Annotated in this window: 28 protein-coding genes, 1 pseudogene and 1 riboswitch; of the genes and pseudogenes, 11 read left to right on the top strand and 18 right to left on the bottom strand. The window is 41.9% G+C overall.

What is annotated here, in order from left to right; all coding sequences use genetic code 11:
* Window positions 1-235 (bottom strand): annotated as a pseudogene (locus CDG79_RS28395) (photosystem II q(b) protein); the annotation flags it as partial.
* Window positions 236-1,251: 1,016 nt separating this feature from the next.
* Here CDG79_RS28395 and CDG79_RS28390 point away from each other — a divergent pair.
* Window positions 1,252-1,623 carry a DUF2237 family protein gene (locus CDG79_RS28390; protein WP_094345113.1) on the top strand — a complete coding sequence of 124 codons (372 nt, stop codon included), beginning with the start codon at window positions 1,252-1,254 and terminating at the stop codon, window positions 1,621-1,623.
* 85 nt (window positions 1,624-1,708) lie between these two features.
* Here the strand turns inward: CDG79_RS28390 and CDG79_RS28385 are convergent, their stop codons facing one another.
* The 4 genes from CDG79_RS28385 to cbiM all read right to left on the bottom strand — a co-directional run bounded on the left by CDG79_RS28385 (window position 1,709) and on the right by cbiM (window position 6,364).
* Window positions 1,709-3,754 carry a hybrid sensor histidine kinase/response regulator gene (locus tag CDG79_RS28385; RefSeq protein ID WP_094345112.1) on the bottom strand — a complete coding sequence of 682 codons (2,046 nt, stop codon included), beginning with the start codon at window positions 3,752-3,754 and terminating at the stop codon, window positions 1,709-1,711.
* 4 nt (window positions 3,755-3,758) lie between these two features.
* The gene (locus CDG79_RS28380) at window positions 3,759-4,331 is read right to left on the bottom strand and encodes a chemotaxis protein CheB (protein ID WP_094345111.1); all 573 of its coding nucleotides are present in this window, start codon (window positions 4,329-4,331) and stop codon (window positions 3,759-3,761) included.
* Window positions 4,332-5,222: 891 nt separating this feature from the next.
* On the bottom strand, window positions 5,223-5,597 hold the full coding sequence (locus CDG79_RS28375) for a PDGLE domain-containing protein (protein ID WP_094345110.1): 375 nt from the start codon (window positions 5,595-5,597) through the stop codon (window positions 5,223-5,225).
* 14 nt (window positions 5,598-5,611) lie between these two features.
* A complete protein-coding gene (gene cbiM / locus CDG79_RS28370) occupies window positions 5,612-6,364 on the bottom strand; it encodes a cobalt transporter CbiM (RefSeq protein ID WP_094345109.1) in 753 nt (250 codons plus the stop codon).
* A gap of 159 nt (window positions 6,365-6,523) precedes the next feature.
* A riboswitch (cobalamin riboswitch) is annotated at window positions 6,524-6,663 on the top strand.
* A gap of 26 nt (window positions 6,664-6,689) precedes the next feature.
* On the opposite strand from cbiM, the gene CDG79_RS28365 reads away from it, so the two are divergent.
* The 4 genes from CDG79_RS28365 to CDG79_RS28350 are packed head-to-tail and all read left to right on the top strand — an operon-like array spanning window position 6,690 to window position 9,369.
* The gene (locus CDG79_RS28365) at window positions 6,690-7,466 is read left to right on the top strand and encodes an energy-coupling factor ABC transporter permease (RefSeq protein WP_094345108.1); all 777 of its coding nucleotides are present in this window, start codon (window positions 6,690-6,692) and stop codon (window positions 7,464-7,466) included.
* Window positions 7,453-7,752: an energy-coupling factor ABC transporter substrate-binding protein gene (locus CDG79_RS28360; protein WP_094329438.1), complete on the top strand. Its 300-nt coding sequence runs from the start codon at window positions 7,453-7,455 to the stop codon at window positions 7,750-7,752. The genes CDG79_RS28365 and CDG79_RS28360 overlap by 14 nt, the downstream gene beginning before the upstream one ends.
* On the top strand, window positions 7,749-8,561 hold the full coding sequence (cbiQ, locus tag CDG79_RS28355) for a cobalt ECF transporter T component CbiQ (RefSeq protein ID WP_094345107.1): 813 nt from the start codon (window positions 7,749-7,751) through the stop codon (window positions 8,559-8,561). The genes CDG79_RS28360 and cbiQ overlap by 4 nt, the downstream gene beginning before the upstream one ends.
* The gene (locus tag CDG79_RS28350; RefSeq protein WP_094345106.1) at window positions 8,536-9,369 is read left to right on the top strand and encodes an energy-coupling factor ABC transporter ATP-binding protein; all 834 of its coding nucleotides are present in this window, start codon (window positions 8,536-8,538) and stop codon (window positions 9,367-9,369) included. Before cbiQ ends, CDG79_RS28350 begins: the two co-directional genes overlap by 26 nt.
* Before the next feature lie 3 nt (window positions 9,370-9,372).
* Here the strand turns inward: CDG79_RS28350 and CDG79_RS28345 are convergent, their stop codons facing one another.
* From CDG79_RS28345 to CDG79_RS42850, 4 genes are all read right to left on the bottom strand, one after another.
* Complete coding sequence (locus CDG79_RS28345) at window positions 9,373-9,954, bottom strand: retropepsin-like aspartic protease family protein (protein WP_094345105.1); 582 nt, start codon at window positions 9,952-9,954, stop codon at window positions 9,373-9,375.
* A gap of 902 nt (window positions 9,955-10,856) precedes the next feature.
* Window positions 10,857-11,630: a nucleoside phosphorylase gene (locus CDG79_RS28340; protein ID WP_094345104.1), complete on the bottom strand. Its 774-nt coding sequence runs from the start codon at window positions 11,628-11,630 to the stop codon at window positions 10,857-10,859.
* Window positions 11,631-11,660: 30 nt separating this feature from the next.
* Window positions 11,661-12,218: a hypothetical protein gene (locus CDG79_RS28335; RefSeq protein WP_094345103.1), complete on the bottom strand. Its 558-nt coding sequence runs from the start codon at window positions 12,216-12,218 to the stop codon at window positions 11,661-11,663.
* Complete coding sequence (locus tag CDG79_RS42850; RefSeq protein WP_189525164.1) at window positions 12,215-12,352, bottom strand: hypothetical protein; 138 nt, start codon at window positions 12,350-12,352, stop codon at window positions 12,215-12,217. The genes CDG79_RS28335 and CDG79_RS42850 overlap by 4 nt, the downstream gene beginning before the upstream one ends.
* A 127-nt stretch (window positions 12,353-12,479) precedes the next feature.
* Between CDG79_RS42850 and CDG79_RS28330 the strand changes: the two genes are divergently transcribed.
* On the top strand, window positions 12,480-13,484 hold the full coding sequence (locus tag CDG79_RS28330; protein WP_094345102.1) for a 2-hydroxyacid dehydrogenase: 1,005 nt from the start codon (window positions 12,480-12,482) through the stop codon (window positions 13,482-13,484).
* 30 nt (window positions 13,485-13,514) lie between these two features.
* Here the strand turns inward: CDG79_RS28330 and CDG79_RS28325 are convergent, their stop codons facing one another.
* Window positions 13,515-14,258, bottom strand: a complete 744-nt coding sequence (locus CDG79_RS28325) for a M50 family metallopeptidase (protein WP_094345101.1) — start codon at window positions 14,256-14,258, stop codon at window positions 13,515-13,517.
* 656 nt (window positions 14,259-14,914) lie between these two features.
* Here CDG79_RS28325 and CDG79_RS28320 point away from each other — a divergent pair.
* Window positions 14,915-15,136, top strand: coding sequence for a ferredoxin-thioredoxin reductase variable chain (locus CDG79_RS28320; protein ID WP_181154510.1), 222 nt, complete (start codon window positions 14,915-14,917; stop codon window positions 15,134-15,136).
* Between the two features lie 5 nt (window positions 15,137-15,141).
* On the opposite strand, the gene CDG79_RS28315 is transcribed toward CDG79_RS28320, so the two are convergent.
* The 3 genes from CDG79_RS28315 to CDG79_RS28305 all read right to left on the bottom strand — a co-directional run bounded on the left by CDG79_RS28315 (window position 15,142) and on the right by CDG79_RS28305 (window position 17,195).
* Window positions 15,142-15,363 (bottom strand): hypothetical protein, encoded by a 222-nt coding sequence (locus CDG79_RS28315; RefSeq protein WP_094345100.1) that lies wholly within the window; start codon window positions 15,361-15,363, stop codon window positions 15,142-15,144.
* 544 nt (window positions 15,364-15,907) lie between these two features.
* A complete protein-coding gene (locus CDG79_RS28310; protein ID WP_094345099.1) occupies window positions 15,908-16,459 on the bottom strand; it encodes a DUF2231 domain-containing protein in 552 nt (183 codons plus the stop codon).
* Between the two features lie 160 nt (window positions 16,460-16,619).
* Window positions 16,620-17,195, bottom strand: coding sequence for a Uma2 family endonuclease (locus tag CDG79_RS28305; RefSeq protein ID WP_094345098.1), 576 nt, complete (start codon window positions 17,193-17,195; stop codon window positions 16,620-16,622).
* Window positions 17,196-17,449: 254 nt separating this feature from the next.
* Between CDG79_RS28305 and CDG79_RS28300 the strand changes: the two genes are divergently transcribed.
* From CDG79_RS28300 to CDG79_RS28285, 4 genes are all read left to right on the top strand, one after another.
* Window positions 17,450-17,986, top strand: coding sequence for a hypothetical protein (locus tag CDG79_RS28300; RefSeq protein WP_094345097.1), 537 nt, complete (start codon window positions 17,450-17,452; stop codon window positions 17,984-17,986).
* Between the two features lie 219 nt (window positions 17,987-18,205).
* A complete protein-coding gene (locus CDG79_RS28295; protein ID WP_094345096.1) occupies window positions 18,206-19,042 on the top strand; it encodes a CheR family methyltransferase in 837 nt (278 codons plus the stop codon).
* Between the two features lie 167 nt (window positions 19,043-19,209).
* The gene (locus CDG79_RS28290) at window positions 19,210-19,989 is read left to right on the top strand and encodes a hypothetical protein (protein ID WP_094345095.1); all 780 of its coding nucleotides are present in this window, start codon (window positions 19,210-19,212) and stop codon (window positions 19,987-19,989) included.
* 206 nt (window positions 19,990-20,195) lie between these two features.
* On the top strand, window positions 20,196-20,957 hold the full coding sequence (locus CDG79_RS28285) for a DUF4058 family protein (protein ID WP_094345094.1): 762 nt from the start codon (window positions 20,196-20,198) through the stop codon (window positions 20,955-20,957).
* Window positions 20,958-21,108: 151 nt separating this feature from the next.
* Here CDG79_RS28285 and CDG79_RS28280 read toward each other — a convergent pair whose 3' ends face one another.
* The 5 genes from CDG79_RS28280 to CDG79_RS28260 form a co-directional block, all read right to left on the bottom strand.
* On the bottom strand, window positions 21,109-21,711 hold the full coding sequence (locus CDG79_RS28280; protein ID WP_094345114.1) for a cytochrome c oxidase subunit 3: 603 nt from the start codon (window positions 21,709-21,711) through the stop codon (window positions 21,109-21,111).
* A 290-nt stretch (window positions 21,712-22,001) separates the two neighbouring features.
* The gene (ctaD, locus tag CDG79_RS28275; protein ID WP_094345093.1) at window positions 22,002-23,663 is read right to left on the bottom strand and encodes a cytochrome c oxidase subunit I; all 1,662 of its coding nucleotides are present in this window, start codon (window positions 23,661-23,663) and stop codon (window positions 22,002-22,004) included.
* Window positions 23,664-23,676: 13 nt separating this feature from the next.
* Complete coding sequence (locus CDG79_RS28270; RefSeq protein WP_094345092.1) at window positions 23,677-24,597, bottom strand: cytochrome c oxidase subunit II; 921 nt, start codon at window positions 24,595-24,597, stop codon at window positions 23,677-23,679.
* 115 nt (window positions 24,598-24,712) lie between these two features.
* Window positions 24,713-25,330: a DUF2231 domain-containing protein gene (locus tag CDG79_RS28265; protein ID WP_094345090.1), complete on the bottom strand. Its 618-nt coding sequence runs from the start codon at window positions 25,328-25,330 to the stop codon at window positions 24,713-24,715.
* Entirely contained in the window at window positions 25,327-25,827 is a 501-nt protein-coding gene (locus CDG79_RS28260; protein WP_094345089.1) for a DUF2231 domain-containing protein, read from the bottom strand. The genes CDG79_RS28265 and CDG79_RS28260 overlap by 4 nt, the downstream gene beginning before the upstream one ends.
* Window positions 25,828-26,056: the final 229 nt, after the last annotated feature.

The following is a 26,056-nucleotide window of genomic DNA, read 5'->3' as shown; positions in this document are numbered from 1 at the left end:
AGATGATGTTGTTTCCGTAGATTAAGGAACCTGCTACGGGTTCGCGGATACCATCGATGTCTACTGGTGGTGCGGCGATGAAGGCGACTACGAAGCAAGCGGTGGCGGCTAGCAAGGTGGGGATCATAACTACGCCGAACCAACCGATGTAAATCCGGTTGTTGGTGCTGGTGATCCATTCACAGAATCTATCCCATACGTTGGCGCTTTCGCGGCGTTGTAAGGTTGCTGTCATTGTTTTATAAGTGCGGTTTGTTGTTTATGAATCAGGCTCGTCTGTCTTTGCCTGTGAATACACTATAGACTTCTTTACAATTTTTAATCAAGTTTTATTACTTCAGTAAAGCTGATAAAATCTATTAGTTTTACTTATTAAAATGCAAGTAACCAAGTCAGGATACGCCCAAGCTGTCTTTTGTCTGACATCACTATATATAGCTGGGGGCTGGGGACTGGGTGAAAAGTCTTTTTGTGTCTAAGTTGTATCATCTGTTGATGTCCTGACCACCTTGGCTGTTGCTATATATATAGGATTCCGATTTGATTTCTGAAAACATACTGAAATTGGAAAGCCTATTTTATAAGGGTTTCATCTGAAATCTTCTTCAAAAATCAGATATGAGTCCTATATGTTATGGAAATTCTGATTCTATTGCCTACCAATCTGGGAATAATAGCTTTGTATATTACCGCTATTCCAAAAAAAATTAACCCTCGGCTTACCACTGGGGGCTTCTTTTGTTTGGCAAAATGGCATATCTATAAATTAGACGGTTGCTATGGTATTTGAGTAGGATACATTCCATGCGAAAAAGTACTGACTTGCATTACCCCTGGCTAACTACCAGGGGTTTTTATTGAAAGTTTTACTGAGATATTTAGGAATCCGGTTTGATTTCTGAAAAGATACGTAGGGGAGCCAGTCGTGTGGGCGGGTTTCCCGACTTGAGCGGTAGCGACGCAGGAGCGTCATTGGCGTTGTGTTAGCGACAGCGTAACGCACCAAACCCTTGATAATGGTGCGTTACGAACTTCGTTCTAACACACCCTACATACCTAATTTTGTTCAAAAATCAAATAGAAGTCCTATTGCACCATTCTGAATAACCGTAAGATTAGCCGCTTGGTATGAGTTGATTCTAGAATTCCGTACTTTTCTCAATTAATAAGGGACAGCGATTTTTCTTCAATCAGGGAAGTGTCAATATAGGCTTATATCGGAGTAAAAAAATCAAGTGCAACGAATTAACTATGATAGAAGCTAAAAACGTAATTGGTGGAAACCTAGAAGCCTGCTGCACTTCTCCTATGACTGGGTTTTACCGCGACGGTTTTTGTCGCACAGGCGGTCAGGATTTCGGGTCGCACGTCGTATGTGCCGAAGTGACCTTAGAATTCCTGGAGTTCACTAAATCGCAGGGGAACGATTTAAGTACACCTGTTCCTGATTTTAATTTTCCTGGATTGAAGCCTGGCGATCGCTGGTGTTTGTGTGCTTCTCGCTGGCAAGAAGCCCTCGAAGCTGGCGTTGCACCACCCGTCATCCTCTCTGCAACCCATGCTAGAGCTTTGGAAGTGGTTTCTCTAGATGAATTGAAACAACATGCTGTAACTTCTTCTTGAATTGGGAATTGGGAATTGGGAATTGGGCATTAGTTATTCCCTCACACTCCAAACTCTTGTACAGACGCGATTCATCGCGTCTCTCCTAACTAACTGGAACTTCCACAGGTAGCTTTAATAAACTGGCAACCATCGCAATTAATTTAGTGGGGTCTATTGGCTTAGATAAATGCTGCTGAAACCCTGCTGAAAGAGCTTCTAAGCGGTCTTCCTCTCGTGTGTATGCTGTTAAAGCGATCGCTGGAATACATCCACCTTTTTCTGGTTCTAAAGAGCGGAGTTTGCGAATCAGTGTATAACCATCTTGCTCTGACATACCAATGTCGCTAATCAGGATATCTGCTTTTGCTTGTTCAAGTACTGCTAGCGCTTCATCAACTGATGCTACTGCAATGGCAAATGCCCCATACTCCTCAAACATAAAACTGAGAAAGTTACGGGTATCTGCTTCATCATCTACAACTAAAACCCTTAATCCAGCAAGAGGTGTCGATGCCACAGAAGAAGAAATTTCTCCTGTGGCTTCTCTATTTCCCCTATTACCCCGATTGTCTTGTAGCAGTGGCAGTTTCACAGTGAAGGTTGCTCCTTGTCCAGTGCCTGGACTTTGGGCAAATATTGTACCTTTATGCAGTTCCACTAAATGACGGACGATCGCTAGTCCTAGTCCTAATCCATTGTGCGATCGCGTTGTAGTGCTGTCTGCTTGCCGGAAACGCTCAAATACTTTCGGTAAAAACTCGGAACTTATGCCAATGCCTGTATCGCTTACTTGAATTTGGGCGTATTTTTGAGTTGTTTGTTGTTCTTCACTCCAGACTACTGACAGATTCACTTCTACCCTGCCGCCTTTGGGGGTAAACTTAATGGCATTAGTTAGTAGATTCCATACTATTTGCTGTAACCGCGCTGGATCGCCATAAACTGACCCTACCGAAGTATCTAACATAGTATTGAATAAAATTTCTTTTGGCTCTGCTAGGGGACGCACTGCTTCTAAGGCTGCCTCCATAACCGAGATGAGATTCACCGCAGATACATTTAACCGCAACTGTCCGCGGATAATCCGGGATACATCTAAGATATCCTCAATTAGTTGCATCTGAGATATAGCATTGCGTTCAATCGCTTCTAGAGCGCGGGAAGTGGCTTTGTCGTCAAGTTTCTTAGAGCGGAGAATTTTTGACCAGCCCAGCATCGAGGTTAGGGGTGTGCGGAGTTCGTGGGAGAGAACGGCGAGAAACTCATCTTTCATCCGATTTGCTGCTTCTGCTTCTTGTCGTGCGGTTTGTTCTCGAATTACTTGAGCGCGGACTTCTTCTGCTTGCTTCCGTTCAGTAATATCTTCGAGAGTGCCGACATATCCCAGCAATTCCCCTTGACCGGAAAGCATCGGTGATGAGCGAACCTGAACCCAACGGACGATGCCTTGAGCAGTTTGAAAGCGAAACTCTTCTGAGTAGTCACGGCCATAATAAATGTAGGTAGACCAACTGGCAACTGCTTGTTCTCTATCTTCTAGATGAACAGATTCTAGCCAGCTTTTTTCTAAACTCTCTGCTGCTTTCAAGCCACAAATTGCTTGGTAGCGAGGATTTGTATATCTACATCCTCCTTCAGTATCAATTTCAAAAATGCCGACGGGTGAAGAGGTACTCAGCGATCGCAATCGTTCTTCACTTTGCCTGAGTTCGGCATTGACGGCTACTAGTTGTGCAGTTTGTAGCTTGACGGCTTCTGTTTTCTTAAATAGTTCTACGAATACTGTGACTTTGGAAGTCAAAATATTGGGATCTAATGGTTTAAGTAAATAATCAACTGCACCCAAGGCATAGCCTTTAAACAGCATTTGGTCGCTGGTACTAAAGGCGGTAAGAAAGATAATTGGGGTATGACGCGATCGCCCCCGATTCCGAATTAAGGTAGCAGTTTCAAAGCCATCCATCCCTGGCATTTGCACATCTAGCAAAATCACTGCAAAGTCTTGATGTAACAGACACCTCAAAGCTTCTTCCCCAGAAGTAGCTCTCACCAAATTCTCTCCCAGTTTTTCCAGGATTGCTTCTAGTGCTAGCAAATTTTCTAGTTTATCATCCACTAGGAGGATGTTTACTTTGGGTTCCATCTGCATGGGTTTATTTCCGTGATGAGTGACAAAGCTTGACCATTTGGGAAGCAATGTTTGAGAGTGTCAAAATCCAGTCTACTGTAACAGCAGAAATTGCTGCTTCTGGCATAATATCGCTCTCAGCTGTGGCAGGTTCTTGTACGATAGTTATTCCTCCCCGCGCTTTTATTTTCTTAAGACCTTGCATACCATCTTGATTTGCTCCTGTCAATATTACACCAATAACTTGCTCGGTGTAGACATCGCCTGCTGACTCAAACAACACATCAATAGATGGTCTGGCATAAGAAACTGGCTCATCAGTCGAAAGAGCAAAGTGACCTGGTTCAACCAATAAGTGATAATCTGCTGGAGCTAGATAGATATGTCCTGGTAGTATTTCTTCTTTATCTTCCACTTCTCGAATCGGTAATGAAGTAGATTCTTGCAATAACTCCTGGAGTGTGTTGTTAGATTCCTTGTGACGGTGTTGCACGATCGCGATCGGCACTAAGAAGTCTGCTGGTAACTTCCCCAGAATAATTTTTAATGCTGATAATCCGCCTAAAGAAGTACCAATCACCACAATTTTAAACGACACTTGTTTAGTCCTCACAGGAAGCATCTCAATGAGTGCAAATATACCTGGCGCTTAGAGTTCGCAGTTTATTTTGCACGCAAACTCAAGGAACTTGAAACCGAGGTCAGTGGGTTTTGTCTGTATAGCCATGAATGACCTTCGCCAAGGCTACACCTTGATTTGCATTTATACAAACTATCCAAAATTATATGTTTTTGTCATCAGCATTACAATTAAAGATTTTATCATTGTGAAATACTTGACAGAAAAATATTTTATTTAGGGGCTTTTTAATCTTAATTAAATGCCAGAATCGCTACATTATAGAAATACTTTTTAGCTAAATAGCTAACTTTTAAAACTTTAATTATTATTGTTTTGACAATTCACAAAAATTTACTTAAGCTAAAAGATAGGTTAAGCAAATCAATAAACAACAGCAATTTTTTTAGCTCCACCAAGAATTGCTGCTACAGACTATTGGCATGAGGAAATTAATCACAATCACAATTATTCCCTGTAGGTAAGCTCACGAGATTTAGCTGCAAAAAGCTAAGACATGATTAAGCGTATTGCACCGCGCACATATTGAACATATTCCGGTCAATTATGGATGGATACTTGTGATGATATTACCCGCATTTCTCACAAGCTTCAGGCGTTTGATAGAGCAGAGGGGCAGAGGGGCAGAGGGGCAGAGGGGAAAGAACAAGGCACATTGAACTCTCCCCTGCTCCCCTGCTCCCCTGCTCCCCTGCACAAGCACGGGCTTTGAGAGGTGTGGTGAGAAATCCGGGGTTAGGTAGGGTTGAAATCCACGTTACAAAACTGGATTACAAATTACGTTAGCGTCGCGTTAGCGAGTATTCGTTCGCTTTTAGCGTCTTGTAGAGAGCGTCATTACGAATTATTTTAGTCTGGCGCATCTGAGTCTGAACCAGCATCACGCTGTATAGAAGGTGAACCAGAACCACGAATCACTAGTTTGCCCATACCCCAAGCTAAACCAAAAGTTGCTAATGTTCCGATTAGCCCAGCTAAGGGAGTGGCGATCGCTTCTGGCACTCCTCTGAGAGCATATTCATTAAAAATGCCATAGAAGGGTAATTTCTGAGCGGGTTTCTCTCCAAGTTCTTTGCTATCAAACTTTAAGTCTTTGGAAACTCTATCTAGCCCATCTGGATTTTTACTAGCTAGTGGCGAAAGGAAAATTGCAATCAACAGGGCTATACCTAAGCCAGCGATAACAAAAGCGCGGTTGCGCGATCGCGAGAGGTTGCTACTCATTCAATACACACCTTTTAATAACGAGAGACTGGACGAGACATAGGTGATTTTGTCTGACGGGGTGGATCGTAAAATAAATCAGGTCGAGTCCGCCAAATAAAGTTGAGTGCTACCACGGTAATCAGCGCCTCGCCAATACCAATTAGGACATGCCAAGAAGCCATCGCTGTCAAACCTACCGCCAGAGGAACCGTTCCAGACACAGCTAGTTCTAAGGCACACACAACTGAAGCTACTACTACGCTTGTCCAAGCAGCGATCGCCGCACCAATTGTCATACCTCGCAAGCTATCGCGCCCAGTAGCAAATCTGATTGTGCGATAGAGATAGTAACCACCAAATGTACCGATTAATCCCATATTAAAGATGTTGGCCCCTAAAACTGTCAGTCCACCATCTTGAAATAGAACCCCTTGCACGATAAACACTGCAACCATAACTAACGAACCAGCCCAAGGGCCTAATAAAGCTCCGGCTAGGGTTCCGCCTAAAAGGTGTCCAGAAGTGCCTCCTGGAATCGGGAAATTGATCATTTGCGCTGCAAAGATAAAAGCTGCACAAACTCCCATTAAAGGTACTGCTCGTTCTTGGTATTCTGCTTGCGATCGCTTAATAGCTAGTGCAATTAAAGCAACAGCAATTATCCAGGTGACTAGGATAACGGGTAAGTTCAAGAAGCCATCTGGAATGTGCATGGCTAGATGCGGCTGTATTACCCAGTACAGCCAGCCGAAGGACGAAGCACCCATAAATGGTATTGTTTCCATATTTAAGAAGTGTTCTTTGCAGCCAGATTTATTTAAGAGTCCAGTTGTCTAGTAGACCATGTATTCTCTAGAAACTTCAATCCACTAGGGGGGTATATTAAATACAATTCCGATTGATAGTATTATTGTGTTCGCGGTTTTGATGCTTTAGCGATAGTGATATAGTTAACTCCAATCGGTTCTGATGGGGAGTAGCCATTGGACGCAAGGGGGAAAGTCCGGTGTAAATCCGGCGCTGTCCCGCAACTGTGAGCCAAAATTAGGTGAGTCAGGATGCCCGCCGATGGGAACCAATTCGTTTACATAAATCTGCGAGGTACAGGTTATGAAAAGAAAAAAACAGGCGTTAGTCAGTCTAACCCTGATGGCAGTTATCAGTTTTTACTTGGTAGTTGGTTTACCCAAACCCGCTTATGCCATGCACATTATGGAAGGTTTTTTACCAGTGCAGTGGGCAATTTTTTGGTGGATTGTGGCATTACCATTTTTTCTATTAGGATTGCGTAGTCTGACTCGCATTACCCAAGCGAACCCGGAACTAAAACTACTACTGGGCTTGGCTGGTGCTTTCACTTTCGTGCTGTCAGCCTTGAAAATCCCTTCTGTAACAGGTAGCTGTTCTCATCCTACAGGGACGGGGTTAGGTGCGGTGCTGTTTGGCCCTCTCACCATGACGGTTTTAGGTAGCTTGGTATTGTTGTTTCAAGCTTTGTTACTGGCGCATGGCGGCTTGACGACGCTGGGTGCAAATGCTTTTTCGATGGCGATCGCAGGGCCGTTTGCAGCTTACTGGATATATAATCTGACAATGAAGTTGGGTGGTAAACAAAAAATTGCCATATTTCTCGCAGCTGCGATCGCAGATTTACTCACCTACGTTATCACTTCTATTCAACTCGCCCTAGCTTTTCCTGCCCCCGTTGGTGGATTTATCGTTTCATTTACCAAGTTCGCCGGAATTTTTGCCATAACTCAAGTTCCCTTAGCAATTAGTGAAGGATTGCTAACTGTATTGGTATGGAACTGGCTGCAATCTTATAATCCTCAAGAATTGGAACTGTTGCAATTAATCAAGCGAGGAAATGGTAATGAGTCAATCTAAAAAAGGGTTGAGTAACTGGCTGTTGGTAGTAGCTGTTTTAGCCTTAGCAGTTGCACCATTAATATTTGTGCGGGGTGGGGAATTTGCCGGTTCTGATGACAAAGCTGAAAAAGCAATTACTGAAATCCAGCCTGGATATAAACCTTGGTTTAAATCATTTTTTGAACCAGCTAGTGGAGAAATAGAAAGCTTATTATTTGCTTCGCAAGCAGCTTTAGGTGCTGGAGTAGTTGGTTATGCAATTGGGTTGTATAAAGGACGTTCCCAACAAAAACGTGAAGAATGAGCCTGCAATTAGACAGTTTAGCTTACACTAATCGACTGCGAAGATTGCCACCAGAACATAAAATAATTTTTGCATTTACTACTCTTGCTATTTCCCTTACAACCCATCCACTAGTGCAAATTTTGATGACGCTTTGGATGGGGATTTGGACAGTTATTTATGCAAAAATTCCGGCTGGTGTTTATTTTCGGTTGTTAATGTTCACCATAGTTTTTTGTTTGACAAGTTTACCAGCCTTAATGGTGAATGGAGTTGCAATTGCTGATTTGTCCAAGGTGCAATTAGACTCGTGGTATGGATTAACTCTCGGACACTTCTATATTTATATCAGTCATAGTGGCAGTATCCAAGCATGGGGAATTTTAACCAGAGCATTAGCTTCTGTTTCTTGCTTATATTTTCTCATGTTAACTGTCCCTTTCACGGAGATATTACAAACTCTGCGTTACTTACGATTTCCTGTGCTTTTAAGCGATTTGTTATTACTAATGTATCGGTTTATTTTCATTCTGCTAAATACAGCTACCGAATTGTTGACAGCCCAAAATTCACGTGGTGGCTACCGTACTTGGCGTAGTGGAATGAAAAGTTTAGCACTACTAATCGGACAACTATTACAGCGAACCTTACAACGATATAGTCAGTTCTCTCTCGGACTGGAATCACGGGGTTTTGTGAGTGAATTTCGAGTTTGGCATCCCCGCCGTTATCATCCTCAAGGACGATATATCATCGAAGCTATTTTCGGCTGTGTAGTATTAATAGGATTGGACTTTTGGCGGAATGCAGGAATATTTACTCGAATTTGAGCAGGTATATTACACCTATCCAGTAGCACAGCAATCAGCTTTGAATGGTCTAACACTGAAGATTCCATCTGGCAAAAGATGTGCATTAATTGGGCAAAATGGCTGTGGTAAAACTACACTGTTTTTATTAGCTAATGGTCTATATAAACCTAATTCTGGTATTGTCCGTTGGCGCGGTGAACCGTTAAGTTATAACCGAAATTATCTTAGCAGCTTACGGCAAAAGGTGGGGCTAGTATTTCAAGATCCAGAACAACAATTAGTAGCTTCTACTGTTGAAGAAGATATATCTTACGGTTTGTGTAATTTGGGTTTACCAGAATCTGAAATTAAAGACCGAGTAGAACAAGCATTAATTGAATTTGGGCTGACTGCTTTAGCAGAAAGACCAGTACATCATCTGAGTTTAGGGCAAAAGAAGCGAGTTTCTATAGCAGATGTGATGGTACTGCGGCCAGAACTTTTGGTGTTGGATGAGCCAACAGCTTATTTAGATATCAAACATACTCGTAACTTGATAGCAACGATGAAAAAAATTCATCAAGATGGCACTACTTTATTGATGGCAACCCATGATTTAGATTTAGTCTATCGATGGGCAGATTGGGTTTTTGTTATGGATAAAGGGCGACTGATGATAGAAGGCAAACCACAAGATGTATTTAGTCAGCGTCAACTTTTATCGGAGTTAGAATTGGGTGTACCATTTATATATGAAATGTTATTTGATGGGCTATCTGCTGAGGAGGAAGTAGTAATAGAACGAGTGCGACAGCGAATATTAGAGCAATTTCGGAATGTCCTGTGAGCATTAACGGTGATGAAATTCAACCTCTTTCTCCAGAATCTTAATATCATAACTACCAAAGAAATCGTGGCCTAGTAAGCCGATACTTGCTTTTGGTGCGATCGCTACCTGAAGATTATTAGCTGTAACTCCACCGACTGCAACAGATTTTATCTTACTGGTTGGAAATTCTACCTCGCTACCATCGGCAATTTGAGCTTGCATAGTACCTGTAGCCTGGAGTTCAAGTGTATTCGCCATACTTTGAGTGATAATGGTTCCACTAGCACCTGTGTCTACAATCATTTCAAAGGTTTTTTTGTTATTGAAGGTAACGTCAATCACAGGAGTTCCGCCAAAGCGGCGTTTGATTGAGACTCGAAAAACTCTGTCGTCTGAAGGTGCGGCGATATTACCACAAAGCCTTTCTAATCCAACAGTTTTACCAGAGGAAGTTACCATGTAACATGCTCCTGGATCGTCAGCTATTGCCTGATGAGAGAATGCTAAAAATATTAGTGTCGGGATTAGTGTGTAGGCATAGCCTGTCGTAGACATCGCAGCTAGGTTAACCGTCTTAATCCAACGCCTATAAGCATTCTTCATATTATATTTATCTCCAATTTTGCTGATATTCTTTAATAGATAAATTTATTATAATAGCTATAACAATTGGTACTGCAAACACATATCTTCCATAAAAAACACAACTTTTATGAAATTATCTTTCACAAACTTCAAATATATGGAATTATTTTAGTTATCATTTTTAATTAATATATTATCTCTAGTATATATACATAACTTTTGTCCTCTAAAGCTAGTTAGTGAAGTTTTTTATTTATGTGTCTCCATCAGATAAAATGGCATTTTACTCAATACATCTTACCTATAATTACTGATTGATAAATTAAAGATTAGATAAAGACATGATAAAACTACTTAGAGGATGTTTGAAAAGTCCTTAGTGATGTATCAAATACTTTTAGATCCCCCTAAATCCCCCGAGAAATTGGGGGACTTTGATTCCGGTTCCCTTAAAAAGGCAGGGCTGATTCATTCCATTTCAAACAGGATTTGTCAAGATGGTTAGCGAGAAAATTGTAAGTGAGGGTGACGAGAAGATGAACTTTTAAGCACTTGAACAACAGTAAAATTGTTCATTTTCTTGGCACGCTGGTAACAAAATAATCAATTTTAAATCGCTAGAACCCTTGATATTTAACGCTCTTTAGGGAATGAAACAGCCCTGCTTAAAAAGGGGGGTTAGGGGGGATCGCTAAGTACCTAAAATCACAGCGAAATACTTGTTCATTCGGGAGCATCCCAATTTTGCCAAAATAAAATTTGTAGTGGGAGCATCTTGCTCCCTAATCTCCAGGAAGCGGGCTAGAAGCCCGCACTACCAAAAAATAAATTTACACATTTGGGATGCTCCCGTTCATTCATCCTCTTAGAGCAGATTCAATCTGGCATCCTAAGAAGTTAGATAAGATACATTTTTGAGCTTATTCAAAGGTTGCGGCTGTATGTACAGCAGTTGCGATCGCATTTTTAACGGCAATATCTCTCTGTTCTAAGATGATATTTTCACTCACAGTCCGCCCAGCGACTACACCGCAAATAGCAGCAGCAGCAAAATTATACACACCTGCCATCTTAAATAGCGTGCCGCATTCCATCTCATAATTCAAGATATTCAAGCGCCGATATTCTTCTGTAATACCATGCAGCGATCGCATTAAATTTGGATTCGCTGAATCAGTGCGTTCCTGTCCTTCGTAAAAAGTATCAACTGATGCAGTAATTCCGATGTAATGTTCAACCTTTAATTCTCGTGCAGCTTTAACTAAAGCAACTGTCAAAAACGGATCGGCTGCGGCTGGATACTCCACAGGTGCAATGTCATAAGCTGCACCTTGGCGACATAATGCTGCACTGCTAATAACAACGCTACCAACTGGTATATAAGGTTGAATTGAGCCGCAAGTTCCAATGCGAATAATTTGTCGGATTCCTACTTGGATTAACTCATTGACCACAATACTCAATGAAGGCGCACCCATACCACTAGTAGCTGATAAGATGCTGCGACCATTAGGTAAGTATCCCATGTAGCTATTGAGTCCGCGATTTTCTGACAATAAGCGGATATCTTGGAAATAAGTTTGGGCAATTAGATGCGATCGCTCCGGGTCGCCAGATAATAAAGCAATGCTGGGAGGCGATGAACCTAAATCATCTTGTCCAAAACCAATGTGATAAAAGCGTTGATTTGGCATTAAATTTTAGATTTTTGATTATTTTATTTACTAACCGTTTTTACCTCTCCATATAAGATGCCATTGGTCATATAAATAAAACGGTGGAATAATCTTTTGGCGAATTTCTGCCATTTCTTCGGAGCGGTTAATACTTTGCATCAGATAACCACTTTCAAAGAGAAGTTCATGAACTTCCTCATATTTATAAGCAGATTGAAAGCCAAGATGAACATATAGGTTCTTAATAAAATTATTGGCTACTAATAAACTGCCTGTAAATTCAACAAGATAATTTAGTTCACCATAAATAGCGCTAGGATGAGCCACAGGCGTATCTCGACGAGAAGGTAAGACACCCAGAAAATCTTTTGCTTTCCCTTGTTTTGCAAGTTTCTCTTTTAGGCTGAGAGAGATAATTAATTCTTTTAAGTAAAGTGTCTCTTCTATTACCTTATAAGTACAACAATAGCCTCGCCAACAAGCTGTTGTACCCCATTGAGGAGAAAAACCGTGTTGCGTTGGATCAAATAATCCCACACCATCCACACCTGCAATGGAGAATATTTGACTTTTATAAATTAATTGATCGCTAATTTGACCAGTCATCTTTTGTTTTTATACCATAATTTACGCAACTGCAAGCTTGAGGCGATCGCAATCATATCATCTGCGATTAAACACAAATCACCTGCGATCGCATTGTGCCAGTTGCGTAAGTCCTGATAAAATTGCTTACACAAACATGAATTCTGAAGACTGGCAATATTCAAAGCTGTGATGTTGAATAGCCCGTTATAGACATCGCTTCTCTAACTGCCAAGGTATTATGTAGTCGAATACCGTGCAGTATACAGCTTGAGGTTTTGCATGAAAGTAGCAGTCTTCAGTACAAAAGCCTACGATCGGAAGTTTTTGTCAGCTGCAAATTCTCCCCCACAACACGAATTAGTATTTTTTGAACCCCGTTTAAATCGGGATACTGCTATCCTCGCCGCCGAATTTCCGGCGGTTTGCGTATTTGTACACGATCGGGTTGATGCCCCAACTTTAGAGCTTCTCGCCTCACAGGGAACTCGGTTGGTTGTCCTTCGCTGTGCAGGGTTTAACAATGTAGATTTACAAGCCGCAGCAGATTTAGGAATTACCGTTGTGCGTGTTCCCGCCTATTCACCCTATGGAGTAGCAGAACATGCTGTAGGATTGATTTTAAGTCTGAATCGCAAAATTCATCGGGCTTATAACCGTGTCCGAGAAGGCAATTTTTCCCTAGATGGACTGTTGGGATTTAATTTGCATGAGCGCACAGTGGGGATTGTTGGCACCGGCAAAATCGGTCTGATTTTAGGACAGATTATGAAGGGGTTTGGCTGTAAATTACTCGCTTATGACGTTTATCGCAATCCCGAATTGGAGGCGCTAGGTGGAAAGTATGTAGAACTACCTGAGCTATTTGCCAACTGTGATATTATCTCTCTACATTGCCCCCTGATTCCTGAAACGCATCACTTGATTAATGCTGAGGCTATAGAACAGATTAAGCCAGGCGTGATGTTAATTAATACTAGTCGAGGTGCGCTGATTGATACCCAAGCAGTGATTGAGGGATTGAAGTCTGGTAAGATTGGCTATCTCGGTGTGGATGTCTACGAACAAGAATCGGAATTGTTTTTTGAGGATTTGTCTGGCGAAATTATTCAAGATGATATTTTCCAACGTCTGACAACGTTCCCCAATGTACTCATTACTGGACATCAAGCTTTTTTTACAGCAGAAGCACTCCACAATATCGCAGAAACAACTTTTGCTAATATTGCTGATATTGAAAATGGTCGTCCTTGTACCAATGAAATTCGCGTTCAACAGCCAGCTTAGGTAAGGTTTGGCGATCGCTCATCTGTATTTTCATTCTGAACGATAGGCAAGGCGAAGACTTTGGACTAAAATCACCAGAGATGCGATCGCCATCAACCCGCCCCAAAACCAGTAAGGTAAAAGCAAATATCGCTGCATTTGCGCTGTATCAGAGAGTCCAAGGGGGCCGGCAGAACTACTAAATAGATAATCGAGTTGATGGAACGTACTTACACAAGCTTGTACACCCAGGAATTGAATGGCAAATCCTTGCGCCCAGCGAGGTGCTTTCAGGGCGATACCCAAGATTATTAAACCCAACAAGGGAATTGCTACCAATCCAAACCAGGAACGTACCCAAATTAATGTGGATAATAGCAAAAAACTCCCTAATATTTTTAAACAGAGGGTTGCTGCTGTAAAACTGCGGGAAGCTAGAATCAAAGCCGCACCAGCAAGAGGCGGCCCCATTGGGCCTGCTGCTGCCACCATTGCCGGGCCAATTGGCCCCAATAACGACCGGATGCCATAAGTTGCAACACCAGAACCATTGCTAAAAATCTGTAATTTCTGAAACTGCCCTCCTAATAAGAGTGCCATTAAGCCGTGACCCATTTCATGAAACCAGGTTGCCAGAATTGTAAATGGGTATAAGATATAATCACCTCCTGGTACTTGCCACAGTAAAGCTGTTGCGATCGCTGCTGCAATTAGCCAGGTTAGCCCCATGCGTTCAACAACTGGCGGGGCTTCTTTGGTAAGCAAGGGTTCAAAATTTTTGCTTGGTTCCCTCATAAGTCACTCTATTTTGGATTTTAGATTTTAGATTTTAGATTTTCTGGAAAATTCAAAATCTAAAATGGACAGTGTATTTTCTCTATCCTAGTGTACTTAAACTGATAAGCATTTAAATTACATATAGTCAATAGCTAAAATAGTTGCTGTGCTTGGATTTATTTTTTAATCAAAACCAACATCAGTAAGCAAGATGAGAAATTGCTAGGCGGTAAACATATCCAAGATAAGCTCTTGAATAAAATCGTGAACCTGTTGTTCCAGGAATTGTGTAAAATATTCTCTTGACCAGATTTTAAAACCCTTCATTTGTATGAAGGGTTTTAAAATGCCCGAAAACTTTCAGTTACCCTGAAGACGATTGGGTTATATCTCTTGCCAAAGTACTAAGCACATCTGAAATATCGCTTCATTTTCTTTTGTTTCCCTGGTTTTGGGGTAAAACGGAGGGTGGGAGTGATAAACATTAACGCGGTAAAAACTTGCAAAAGTATGCACGGATAGCTAAAACGTGCCTGGACGCAGAGGGTTAAATGCGCCGTCGCCCCCCTGTGAAGCGTCAAGAAATAGCTGATTAAATCAAATTTTAAGCGATTTAATCATATATTTTGTAGCAGATACTTGTGGAAAAGCAAATGCTAGGTGTAAATGTTGTTATGAAAGTTGGCGATCGCGTCCGCGTTAAAGATTCGGTAGTAGTGTATCATCATCCTGAACACCGGAATCAGGCTTTTGACATCAAAGGCACAGAAGGCGATGTAGTAAATATTGCCACCCAATGGCGAGACAGACCTGTAAGCGCTAATTTGCCGATTGTAGTCCAGTTTAGTAAAAAGTTTAAAGCCCATTTACGTGAAAATGAATTAGAGGTCATCTAGATCGCTTATCGCCGGCGAAACCACTGAAAAATATTCAGTTCGCCGCGCATTCTTTTAAGCTCTTGGCGATGCTGTTCTGCTGTTGTGTAATACCATTCACAATAACGTTGAAACTCTGACCGTGACCGAACTTCATGGTAGAATTGGTGAGTTGTTTGGTAAGATGCAAAAGCTTCCTCAACTTGGGATTGAGGGGATGGCATAATATAAGGTAAATTTTTAGACATAAAGTTAATTGAGTTAGAAGTTGGGAGTTGGGAGTTAGAGGATGTTTTAAAAGTTGCTAGTGATGGATCAAATACTTTTAGTTCCTCCTAAATCCCCCTTAAAAAGGGTGACTTTGATTCCGATTACCCCCTTGTTAAGTTATCCATTATAAACTTTCAAACATCTTATTCAGACGCTCGCGGACTCGCTCTAACCCGCATTTCTCACAAGCTTCAGGCGTTTGATAGAGCAGAGGGGCAGAGGGGGAAAGAACTTGGTATTTGAACTCTCCCCTGCTCCCCTGCTCCCCTGCACAAGCACGGGCTTTGAGAGGTGTGGTGAGAAATCCGGGTCTAAGCGTTGGCGCAGCCTCTCGTAGAGAAGCTATGCCGTAGGCTTTACGCTGCGCTATCCGCCAGTCGCACTGAATTCTGACTCCTGACTCCTGAATTCTGTTTCGATAAATAATAAATATTGTTTGATTACGATGTTAGAGCATTTTGTCAAGGCTAAAAACTAACGAAAATTTTAGCCTTCACATAGCTCTTTCTCGATCATTCGTAATTATGGGTATCTTCTGCTACCAGCACCCACTACACCAATTTTGTGGCGATAGGAAAGTTCAGCACCAAACCAGCCGGAAGCGCTGGTTAGTGTACCAACAACGAGCGAGATTAACAGTCCCCAAGGTACTATTCGGGATTCAGCGTCGCCCCAACGGAGAAGGAAGTTGATGAGTGATAAAACGAGGATAGAAACGTTAAGGATCAAATGCACCCAACCGGCGGTACGCTTGCGAACTCGTTCAATTTTCAAAAAGTCGCTCATACCGATCGCGGCTGCGAGTAAACCTCCAGCTAATCCGAGTCCGATTAACCATAGCGAAGCCCTAGCCCAAAAGAAATCACCAGTTAACCAGTAGCCGATGTCACTTCCCAAAGCGGCGGCTAAAAAGGCGATGGGGAAGATTACACTCAGGGGATGTAGGGGATGTCCTGCGATCGCAACTGTGCTAGGTACGCCAGTATCCAGATACTCACTGTCGTTACTTTCAATAACTGGTGGAATATTTGGAAAAGGTGTTGAGTTTGTTTGCGTTGTTTCTGTACTTTCCATAAATTGACTCGTATAAATAGCTAAATACCGTATCCTTAAATCAATTTAATAAACTAGCATTAAAATCTTATCTATCTGATGATGGAATATAGATTTAAATATTGTCTGTCTAAAAGTATAACTACATGATTTATTTAAAATAAAATATGTAGGTAATATTTTATAATAATTTTGTTAAAAGCAAATTAAAACCAGGCACAACATCTTCACCGCTTAATATTGCTGTAGCTGGATATTGAGTAATTGAACCATCCCGACGATAAACTAAAGCTTGCTGATTTTTACTATCAATTAACCATCCTAGTTGAACACCATTAGTAATGTATTCTTCCATCTTGGCTTTGAGTTTTGCCAAGCTGTCATTTTTAGAACGAATTTCAATTACAAAATCCGGTGCTAAGTTAATAAATTTATCTTCTTGTTGATCCCAGCCTTCTGGTAAACGTCCTTTAGCGACAAAAGCAGCATCAGGCGATCTGACAGCCGTATTTGCTAATCTAAAACCTGTACTAGAACTAAAAACCTCACCTAAATCCTGACTTTCTACCCAATTTAACAAATAGGCTCCTGCTTTGATTTCTCGATTACCAGAAATTCCACCAGTAGGGGGCATAGTTTCTAAAGTTCCATTCGCATTCCGTTCAAATCGCAGTTCTGAGTTTTGCGAACTCATCAGCATTAATTCTTCATCAGTGACAGTATACAAAGACTGGACAGTTATTTTTTCGCTGGTCATGATAATGTCATAGCAAGCTTGATAGATATTTCAATTTTAGACTGAGATTCTCTTCTCCTGCTTTGCGTTCTCTGTGTATGAAGCGGTTTGTTATAAAAAGATTCATAGGAGCTAGACAAATAGCTTTTTTCCAGGGACTATATAGTGATATGTCTCGCAAACAAAATTTGGCTTTTATGTTCTCTCTCTAGATAAAAAACCTTTCTCTCGGTAGATAGGTGTACTGACATTATTCTGGCTGCTATGTTACCAATATGACGATAGTAAGACGAAACGCCCTAAATACAACCGTAAATCCTTCAGTAAACACTCCAGAAACATTGGCAGAAAAGCTTATTGAAACCGAGCGGATGCACGATGTTCTACTTTTGCTGCAAAATCTGATTAACAGTGAAGAAGCCACTGTAAAACTAATTCTGGATTGTCTCTATGATGTTGGTTCAGTCAATATAATCAACCAAAAGCTTCGCGTGAAGCCTCTAAACAGGGTAATGAAATTAATTGCCCGAATGTCTAAACCAGTTTTTAAAACTTTGGCTTTAAATTGGTTTAAGAAAAATTGTCCTCAACTAATTACTAATTGGCTACATACGCAGGTAGCTTTTGAAAGGATTCAAAATGTACCTCAAGAAATTGCTGTTGAAGTTGCAGAACTTCAACCATATCCTATACCACCGACAGAAAATCCTTACCAAGAGATTAAAAATCTGCGTTCCCAGGTTAGATTGCTAGCTTGGATTTCAATAATAGCGATCGCTGTTTTAGCAGTGACAGCAATTAAGTTAAACTGAAACCCAGAAGTAGCACCGTTATCAAATTTAATAGATCCAGCAAGATATTTTCGGCGTAAGATGTATTTGGGTTCTAAAACCTTAGCATCCTAGAATATAAATGATTTTTGCTAGATGAAGCGTTTTGGAAAACAGTTGTTTGATTAACTCCAAGCAGCTTAACCCATGTATTGCCAGTATATTTAAATAGCTGGTTCAGCATATATGCTAATTCGTACTATGACTTTACCCAAACCAACCTTGGAGGATATTGAAATACATCTCCTCTTGGAAGGGGTGTATCAATACTACGGTTATGACTTCCGCGATTATGCTCTTTCCTCACTCAAGCGCCGCATTCAGAGCTTCATGCAATTAGAGGGATTAGCTAATATTTCTGCTTTGCAAGAGCGTTTACTGCACAACCGTGCTTATTTGGAACGATTTTTGCTTGCTCTGACAGTGAATGTAACATCAATGTTTCGCGATCCTAGTTTTTATAACACCTTCAGAAATCAAGTTCTTCCCTTCTTGCAAACCTATCCGTTTATTCGCATCTGGCACGCTGGATGTTCTACGGGTGAAGAAGTCTACTCATTAGCAATTCTACTACAAGAAGAAGGACTTTATCACCGTTGCCGAATATATGCAACTGATACTAATGAGAAGGTATTACAAAGTGCTAGAACTGGCATTTTTTCCATAAAACTGATGCAGGAATATACTCAGCTTTACTTGAAAGCAGGTGGCAAAAAGTCATTTTCAGAATATTATACAGCAGCTTATGACAATGCTATTTTTCGAGCATCATTACGAGAAAACGTTGTGTTTGCCCAGCATAATTTAGCAACTGATAGTTCTTTTAATGAGTTTAATGTCATTCTTTGCCGTAATGTCCTGATATATTTCAATCAGGTACTTCAAAAGCGGGTACACGAACTGTTTTATAATAGCCTCTGTACCTTTGGTATTTTGGGTTTAGGAAAACAAGAATCCATCAGGTTCACCTCTTATGAACAGCACTATGAAGAGATAGTCAAAGGTGAGAAACTATATAAAAAAATAGCTGGGGCTTAAAATTCTGGCTGTTTTATTTAGATGTAAGTAAAACAATCTTGTATTTTAAAAGAAAGTTATAATTTTGTCAAAAGACAGTCTGTAAAACATTTTTAATTGTGTTCAAAAGATACACTTAGCGATCGCTTAAGGTAAATTACACATTGAAGTCTTAAAGGAGATTGTCGATGCAACTTCTCGAATGTCCTCCTGTTGCAGTCATTGCTGGAGAAAATGCGGTTCACGTTTCTCAACTACCTTCTAGATGGCAAGACATTGCTAGAGGAACCACGAGTGTCGGACTTTCCCATCCCCAAAGCTATGTTGAGATGGCGCAGTTGTTCCTATACAAATTACAGCATGGTGACGTTGACTTGTTTAGCGATCGCCCCCAACTAGCTCACTTGATACCCTCATTCTCTCAGCTATTTGCCCAACTAGCATGGGAAACGCTAGAGTTTTTCGGGCAAGACTTTCTCAAAGACAGCTATCCAAACTTTGAAAAAGTTCTTCGCGATTTGGAGTCAAAGGGAATCGAGTTCGCTGATGAAGTAAAAGTGGCTCGCATTGGCATAGATTTATTCAACGAATTTGGTTATGAATTACCCGCCAGCTTCTATCATGTGCATCTAGCACCAATTTACCGCGATCGTGTTTTTGAAGAACGCGCCTTAAGATTTGACCCCCGCGATATTGAACACAAGCGTTCTTGGGATGCCATACTCCATGCAGGTAAGGTGTTTGCGATTCAGATGAAAGTGCAAAGTATTGCTTCCAAATACGGTTTTACTTATCAACACGGCTGTGGTTGCAACTCTCATCTATCTTCCATTGATATATCTCGTGGGGCCTTTGAATATGAATTGAGTCCCGAAAAGCGCCAGCGATGGATTCGCAGTTTTATTTGGACTGCTTGGTATGAGTATGCCTTTTTTGCGATCGTCCCAAATACGAGTTATTTAGTTTGATATAGCGTTTCCTAATCATACAAAGTACATCATAGCCCCCTCCCTGCAAGCGATGAGGGGGTTGGGGGTGGGGTTCGTAGAATTTTACGTCTTTATAGTTCATACCTCAATTCAGCAACACCAGCGATTCTCATTGAAATAAGGTACAGAAGATGAGAACAGATAGAATAGTCTCAATTGAGGAGAACTAACTAAAGAAAAACGTAATGGGAAATCCATTTCCGGGAATGAACCCCTATTTAGAACAGCCAGAACTTTGGCATCAAGTTCACAATCGTTTGATTGTAGCTATAGCTGATGATTTGACTCCTCAAATTGCGCCTAAATACCGAGTTTCCATCGAAGAGCGAGTTTTTAAAAGTGTAGATGATATCTTACTGGTGGGAATTGCTGATGTAGCAGTTGCTAATCGGAACACTACAGATACTGGCACAACTTTGACAACTGCAAAACTTACCGAACCCAGTAAAGTGAAAGTTCCCATACCTGAACAGCTAACTGAGCGATTTTTAGAGGTAAGAGCAACTCAAAGTAAAGAAGTTGTTGCTGTAATTGAAATACTTTCACCCAAAAATAAACGCTCCAAAGAAGGTAGAGCCGCTTACGAGAGCAAAAGACAGAAAATTTTGGCTTCTGCAACCAACTTGGTAGAAATCGACCTCTTGAGGCAAGGAGAGTCAATGCCTATTTTTGGAGCTACAGCCGCAGATTATAGTATTTTGGTAAGTCGCAGTTACAACAGACCTGATGCAGATTTATATACTTTCAACTTAAAAAATCCAATTCCTGTTTTTCCTGTGCCTTTGCGTGAGGGAGAATCTGAGCCAATAGTTGACTTGCAAAGGTTACTAAATCAAGTTTACGAACGTGCTAGATTTGACTTGGCAATTGATTATACACAACCTTTAAAAATATTGCGCTCACCAGAGGAAGAAGCTTGGATGAGAGAAATTTTACAGAGAATTTAGGGACTTTCACATAAAAAAATATCCCATTGCTTTTACGGTAGGGAGCAAGGGAAAGAAAATGGTTTTGATTCAGTGAAATGTTAATGGTCTGACAATAACATTAATCATCCCCAGCGATCGCTCAAACAGTTTGCTGGGGATTTCTTATTTTCTACTGCCAGACGTAGATGAGGATAAACAAAATAATCCAGATGACATCGACGAAGTGCCAGAACAGCGAAGTTGCATTCACACCGAAGTGGCCTGTCTCGTAGTTGCCAGGGATGAAAGAACGTACCAAAATAATTGACTGCAACAGAATGCCGGTGAAAACGTGCAAACCGTGGAAACCCGTCAACAGGTAAAACGTTCCACCAAATACCCCGGTGGTGAAGCCAAAATCGAGGCCGTTCCATTCAATCGCCTGTCCAACCAAAAAGTAAGTACCCATCGCCATTGTTGTCAAGAGAAACAGGCGAAATTTCACTAAATCATGGCGTTGCAGGGCGCGTTCTGCTAAGTAAATCACAAAGCTACTAGCGACAAGAATTATCGTGTTGATTGTCGGATCTTTTATTTCTAGCCCCGAAACACCAGCCGGTAGCCAGTTAGGAGTTGTTGTTTTGTAGATTGCATATCCGGCGAAAAAACTCAAGAAAATGACGCTTTCAGACAAGAGGAAGACAATGAAGCCAAACATCTTGTTGCCTTCTTCGTCATGGGTATGTTCTGCGCTTGCGTGGTGCAATTCATCTGAATTGATATAACTGTCCATTGGTGGAGTTTTGCTTTTAGCTTGAGGGTTGAATTTAAAACGCAAAGGAAACGTAGCTCGTTGCGCTACGGTGTACACACAAGTCTTTTGACCTTACCTTTATTGCATTGACTTGCAAGTTTGTTGTATCGACTTGCAAGTTTGTTGCATTGACTTGCAAGTTTGTTGTATCGACTTGCAAGTTTGTTGTATCGACTTGCAAGTTTGTTGCATTGACCTGCAAAAATTAACTTACCCTAAGTTATGGAGTAACCTAAAAGATTTGTGTTTATACGGTAGGATAGCCTGGGTTATTCTGAGAGGTTAGCTGTCAAGGGTTCCGATTTACCGTAGCCGTAGGGTTCTGAGATGATGATGGGGATTTCTTCAAAGTTTTCTACTGGCGGTGGTGAAGAAACCATCCACTCCAATCCAATTGCCCGCCAAGGATTATTAGGTGCTTTCTCGCCTTGCATCCAAGAAATTACCATGTTGAAGATGAAAGGCAAAGTGGATATTCCTAAGAGAAATCCGCCCAAGCTAGCGATGACATTCCAGAATTGATACTCTGGGGCATAGGAAGCAACTCGGCGTAACATCCCTTGTAATCCCAAGGGATGCATAGGCAAAAAGTTGAGGTTAGTACCGATGAAGGCTAACCAGAAGTGGATTTTACCCCAGCTTTCAGAGTACATCCGCCCAGTCATTTTGGGGAACCAGTGATAGATGGCAGCATATAAGCCCATCGTCACAGTTCCGTAGAGGACGTAGTGGAAGTGTCCCACTACAAAGTAGGTATTGTTGACGTGAACATCAACCGGCACGGAGGAAAGCATGATGCCTGTGATGCCAGCGAACACAAACATGATTAATCCGCCAAAGGCAAACAGCATTGGGGTATTTAGCCGCAATTTACCGCCCCAAATCGTTGCCACCCAAGCAAATACTTTAATTCCTGTGGGGACAGATACAAACATCGTCGTCAGCATGAAGATCAACCGCATCCAGCCCGGAGTACCACTGACGTACATGTGGTGTACCCAAACGATACCACTGACGATCGCAATCAAAATCGATGAAACGGCAACTACTTTATAACCAAACAAGGGTTTACGTGAATAAACTGGGAAGATTTCTGAGAAAATCCCGAAGATGGGCAAAATTATCACGTAAACGGCGGGGTGGGAGTAGAACCAGAAGTAATGTTCAAACATAACTGGATTACCACCCTTGGCGGGGTCAAAAAAGGCGGTGCCTGCTGTGAGGTCGAGTAGCAGCATCACTGCCCCGGCGGTCAATGCAGGTAGTCCAAATAATTGAATGATTTGGGCGCTAAATACTGCCCAGACAAACAACGGCATTCTGAAGAAACCCATGCCTGGGGCGCGCATCTTGACGATGGTGGTGACAAAGTTTACTGCCCCCATAATTGAGGATACGCCGGATATTGCCACCGCTAGCAGCCAAATAACTTGACCATTAATTAAGTTACCTGTGGGATTTTGGAGACTGACTGGTGGGTAAGACCACCAACCCGCTTGGGCTGGGCCGCCAGGAACCAAAAAGCTACCCATTAGCAGAACTCCGACTACTGGCACCATCCAAAAGGCGACGGCGTTGAGACGGGGAAATGCCATATCTCGCGCCCCAATCATCAGGGGTACTAAATAGTTAGCAAAACCAACCAGTGAGGGAAATGTCCACAAGAACAGCATTACAGTGCCGTGCATGGTGAACATACCGTTGTAGATGGTGCGATCGACTAAATCTGAATCGGGTGTTAACAGTTCTCCCCGAATCACCATCGCAAAGATGCCGCCGACGAGGAAGAAGAAGAAGGAGGTAACGAGATACTGGATACCGATTACCTTGTGGTCGGTACTAAAGCTGAAGTATTCTTTCCAGTTATTCGGAGATTCGTGGTTAGGCTTCTCATTAGGGAGAAGCATACCTTCAATAGGAACATTAGTCATGGTTACTTTCCTTTCAACCAGGTGAATTGACTAGAGGAGGTGCAGCAGGTGGAACTGTAACCCAACCAGTTTGAACTGATTGATTGGATGTTTGGGCATACTCAGCAGCTGCCTGATTTTTTGCTGGAGATGGCTTTTGGGTTGCAATTTTAGCTAACCACTGCTGATAATCTTCAGGAGATTCGACGATGACATTCGCCTGCATCGTCGCAAAGTATGTACCGCTATATTGGGAATCGGTCAAGCTGTATTTGCCGGGGCGGATGGGAGTAAATTCAAAGTCGATGGCGTGGTTGGGAATAATATCCTGCTTGAGGCGAAATGCAGGTATATAGAAGCCGTGGAGAACGTCTTGCGATTTTAGCGCTAAACGTATCCGGCGATCGCTAGGTAAATGCAATTCGGTACTCGTAACATCTCTTTCGGGGTAATGAAACACCCACGCCCACTGTTTAGCTAGTACGTCAATTTTCTCGACGGGTTCAGCTAAGGCTGGGGCATCTTTTGCTTCTGCATAAGCTGATTCCATTCCCAATGGGTTATGCAGGTGAACTATTTCTGATGGGCCTTGAATCCCCATTTGTTCGTAAACTTGATAGCTGTAACTTGCAATCCACAACACTAACAGAATGGGGATTGCTGTCCAAACAACTTCTAGGGTGATATTACCTTCAATGGGAGGGCCATCAGTGAAGTCATCTTTGACAGCCCGATGGAAGATCGCAGAATACATTAGAGTACTTGTTACTCCCAAGAAGATGAAAGCACCAAGAGTTACTAAGAAGCTAATCAAATCATCAATTAGTAGGGATTCAGCTGCCGCTTGGGGGGGAAGCCAGGAGTAAGACTGCTTGCCGATCCAGAGACTGATAACAGTAACTGCGATCGCGCCTGTAAGCAGCGTCAAAATATTTAAAATCTTCTGGATTTTCATGGTCAAGAGTCATTAGTCATTGGTCATTGGTCATTTGGTCATTAGTCATTGGTCATTAGTCATCGGTCGATCGTTAGTAACTTTAAACAAATGACAAAGGACAATTGACAAATGACTATTTAAGTATTGTGTTGAGGTCTTGGTGCGATCGCAGCAAATTATCTGCTGTATTGTGTACGCCAAATTCGGCGGCTAGTTGCGCTCCTAGTGTGCCGTGGATGTACAGAATGAACATGATTGCTATGCCTGCGAACAGGTATAACCACTGCACTTCTCTATCTGACTGTTTATATTCTTGTCTGCCCCAAACGGAGCGCTGCCACCCTCTCCAGATGGTCATACCAACAATCAACGCTAATAAGAACACACCACCCACACCATGCCAAATCATGGTTTGCATTGCCTGCAATCCCCAGGCACTTTTCATATCGGCTGGTGGTGTTGCCAACAGCATTTCATAAAAGCCTGCTGCCACCGTGAAAAATGTGATGATGCTGGCAGCTAACATGTTGTACCAGCCAACATCAAATAAGTTCTGACGTTCCACGGTAATTCCCAAAAATTTGAAGACCCATTTTTGGAAGGGGAACAGAACACCAACGATATCAAAGGTCATCCCAATAATGAACAAACCTATTGTCAGATGGACTAAGTTGGGATGAATGGGAATGGTGTAAGGTAATCCGTTTGCGCCTAGAGAGCCGGTTAATTGATCGATCAATTCTGAGTTCATCGCAACAGACCATCCTTTACTGCTTCCACAACTGGTACGGTATGCAATCCATACACCCAAACAAGCTCATCTCCGAGATATACTTGTAAGCCAACTATTAGGGTTAAAAATAGTCCGGCTCCCAAATAATAAATTGGCAATTTTTGCGGGTTGCGGGAACGAATTACATAGCGCCAAGCTGTAAGCGCCGTGATGATTCCCGAAAGCGACCAACCAATCAGCGTATGAAAATTCAGTACCGATTTGGCTAGGCTGTAAGGTTGTGCTAAACCCGCTTCAAACTGTCCAAAAACGATCGCAACGAAGATGGCGATCGTGGCAACTAACATATTCCACCAACTAACCTCAAAAAGACTGGATTTACCAGTAAAATAGCCAACTACATCGCAGAAAAACGAAAACAATACCATCGCAATTACGAAGTGGACAACGATGGGATGAACCGTATCTGGATAGGGTAAATTGTGGTCATTCAATGATGTAAAATACTCAAGCATTGTATTCTCCTGGACATATCTAATGCACCGTGGTCAATCAATTTTGGATTTTAGATTTATTCCGCCTCTGACGAGATATAAACCAGAAGACCCTAATCTCAAATCGCTAGTCAAACTTCCATGATTCATGGATACTCACTAATCCCGGATTTCTCACCACACCTCTCAAAGCCCGTGCTTGTGCAGGGGAGCAGGGGAGCAGGGGAGCAGGGGAGAGTTCAATGTGCCT

The organism is Nostoc sp. 'Peltigera membranacea cyanobiont' 232, assembly GCF_002245985.1.
Taxonomy (GTDB): Bacteria; Cyanobacteriota; Cyanobacteriia; order Cyanobacteriales; family Nostocaceae; genus Nostoc.
The sequence above is the reverse complement of the archived record's forward strand: the minus strand, read 5'-3'. Positions and strand labels throughout refer to the sequence as shown.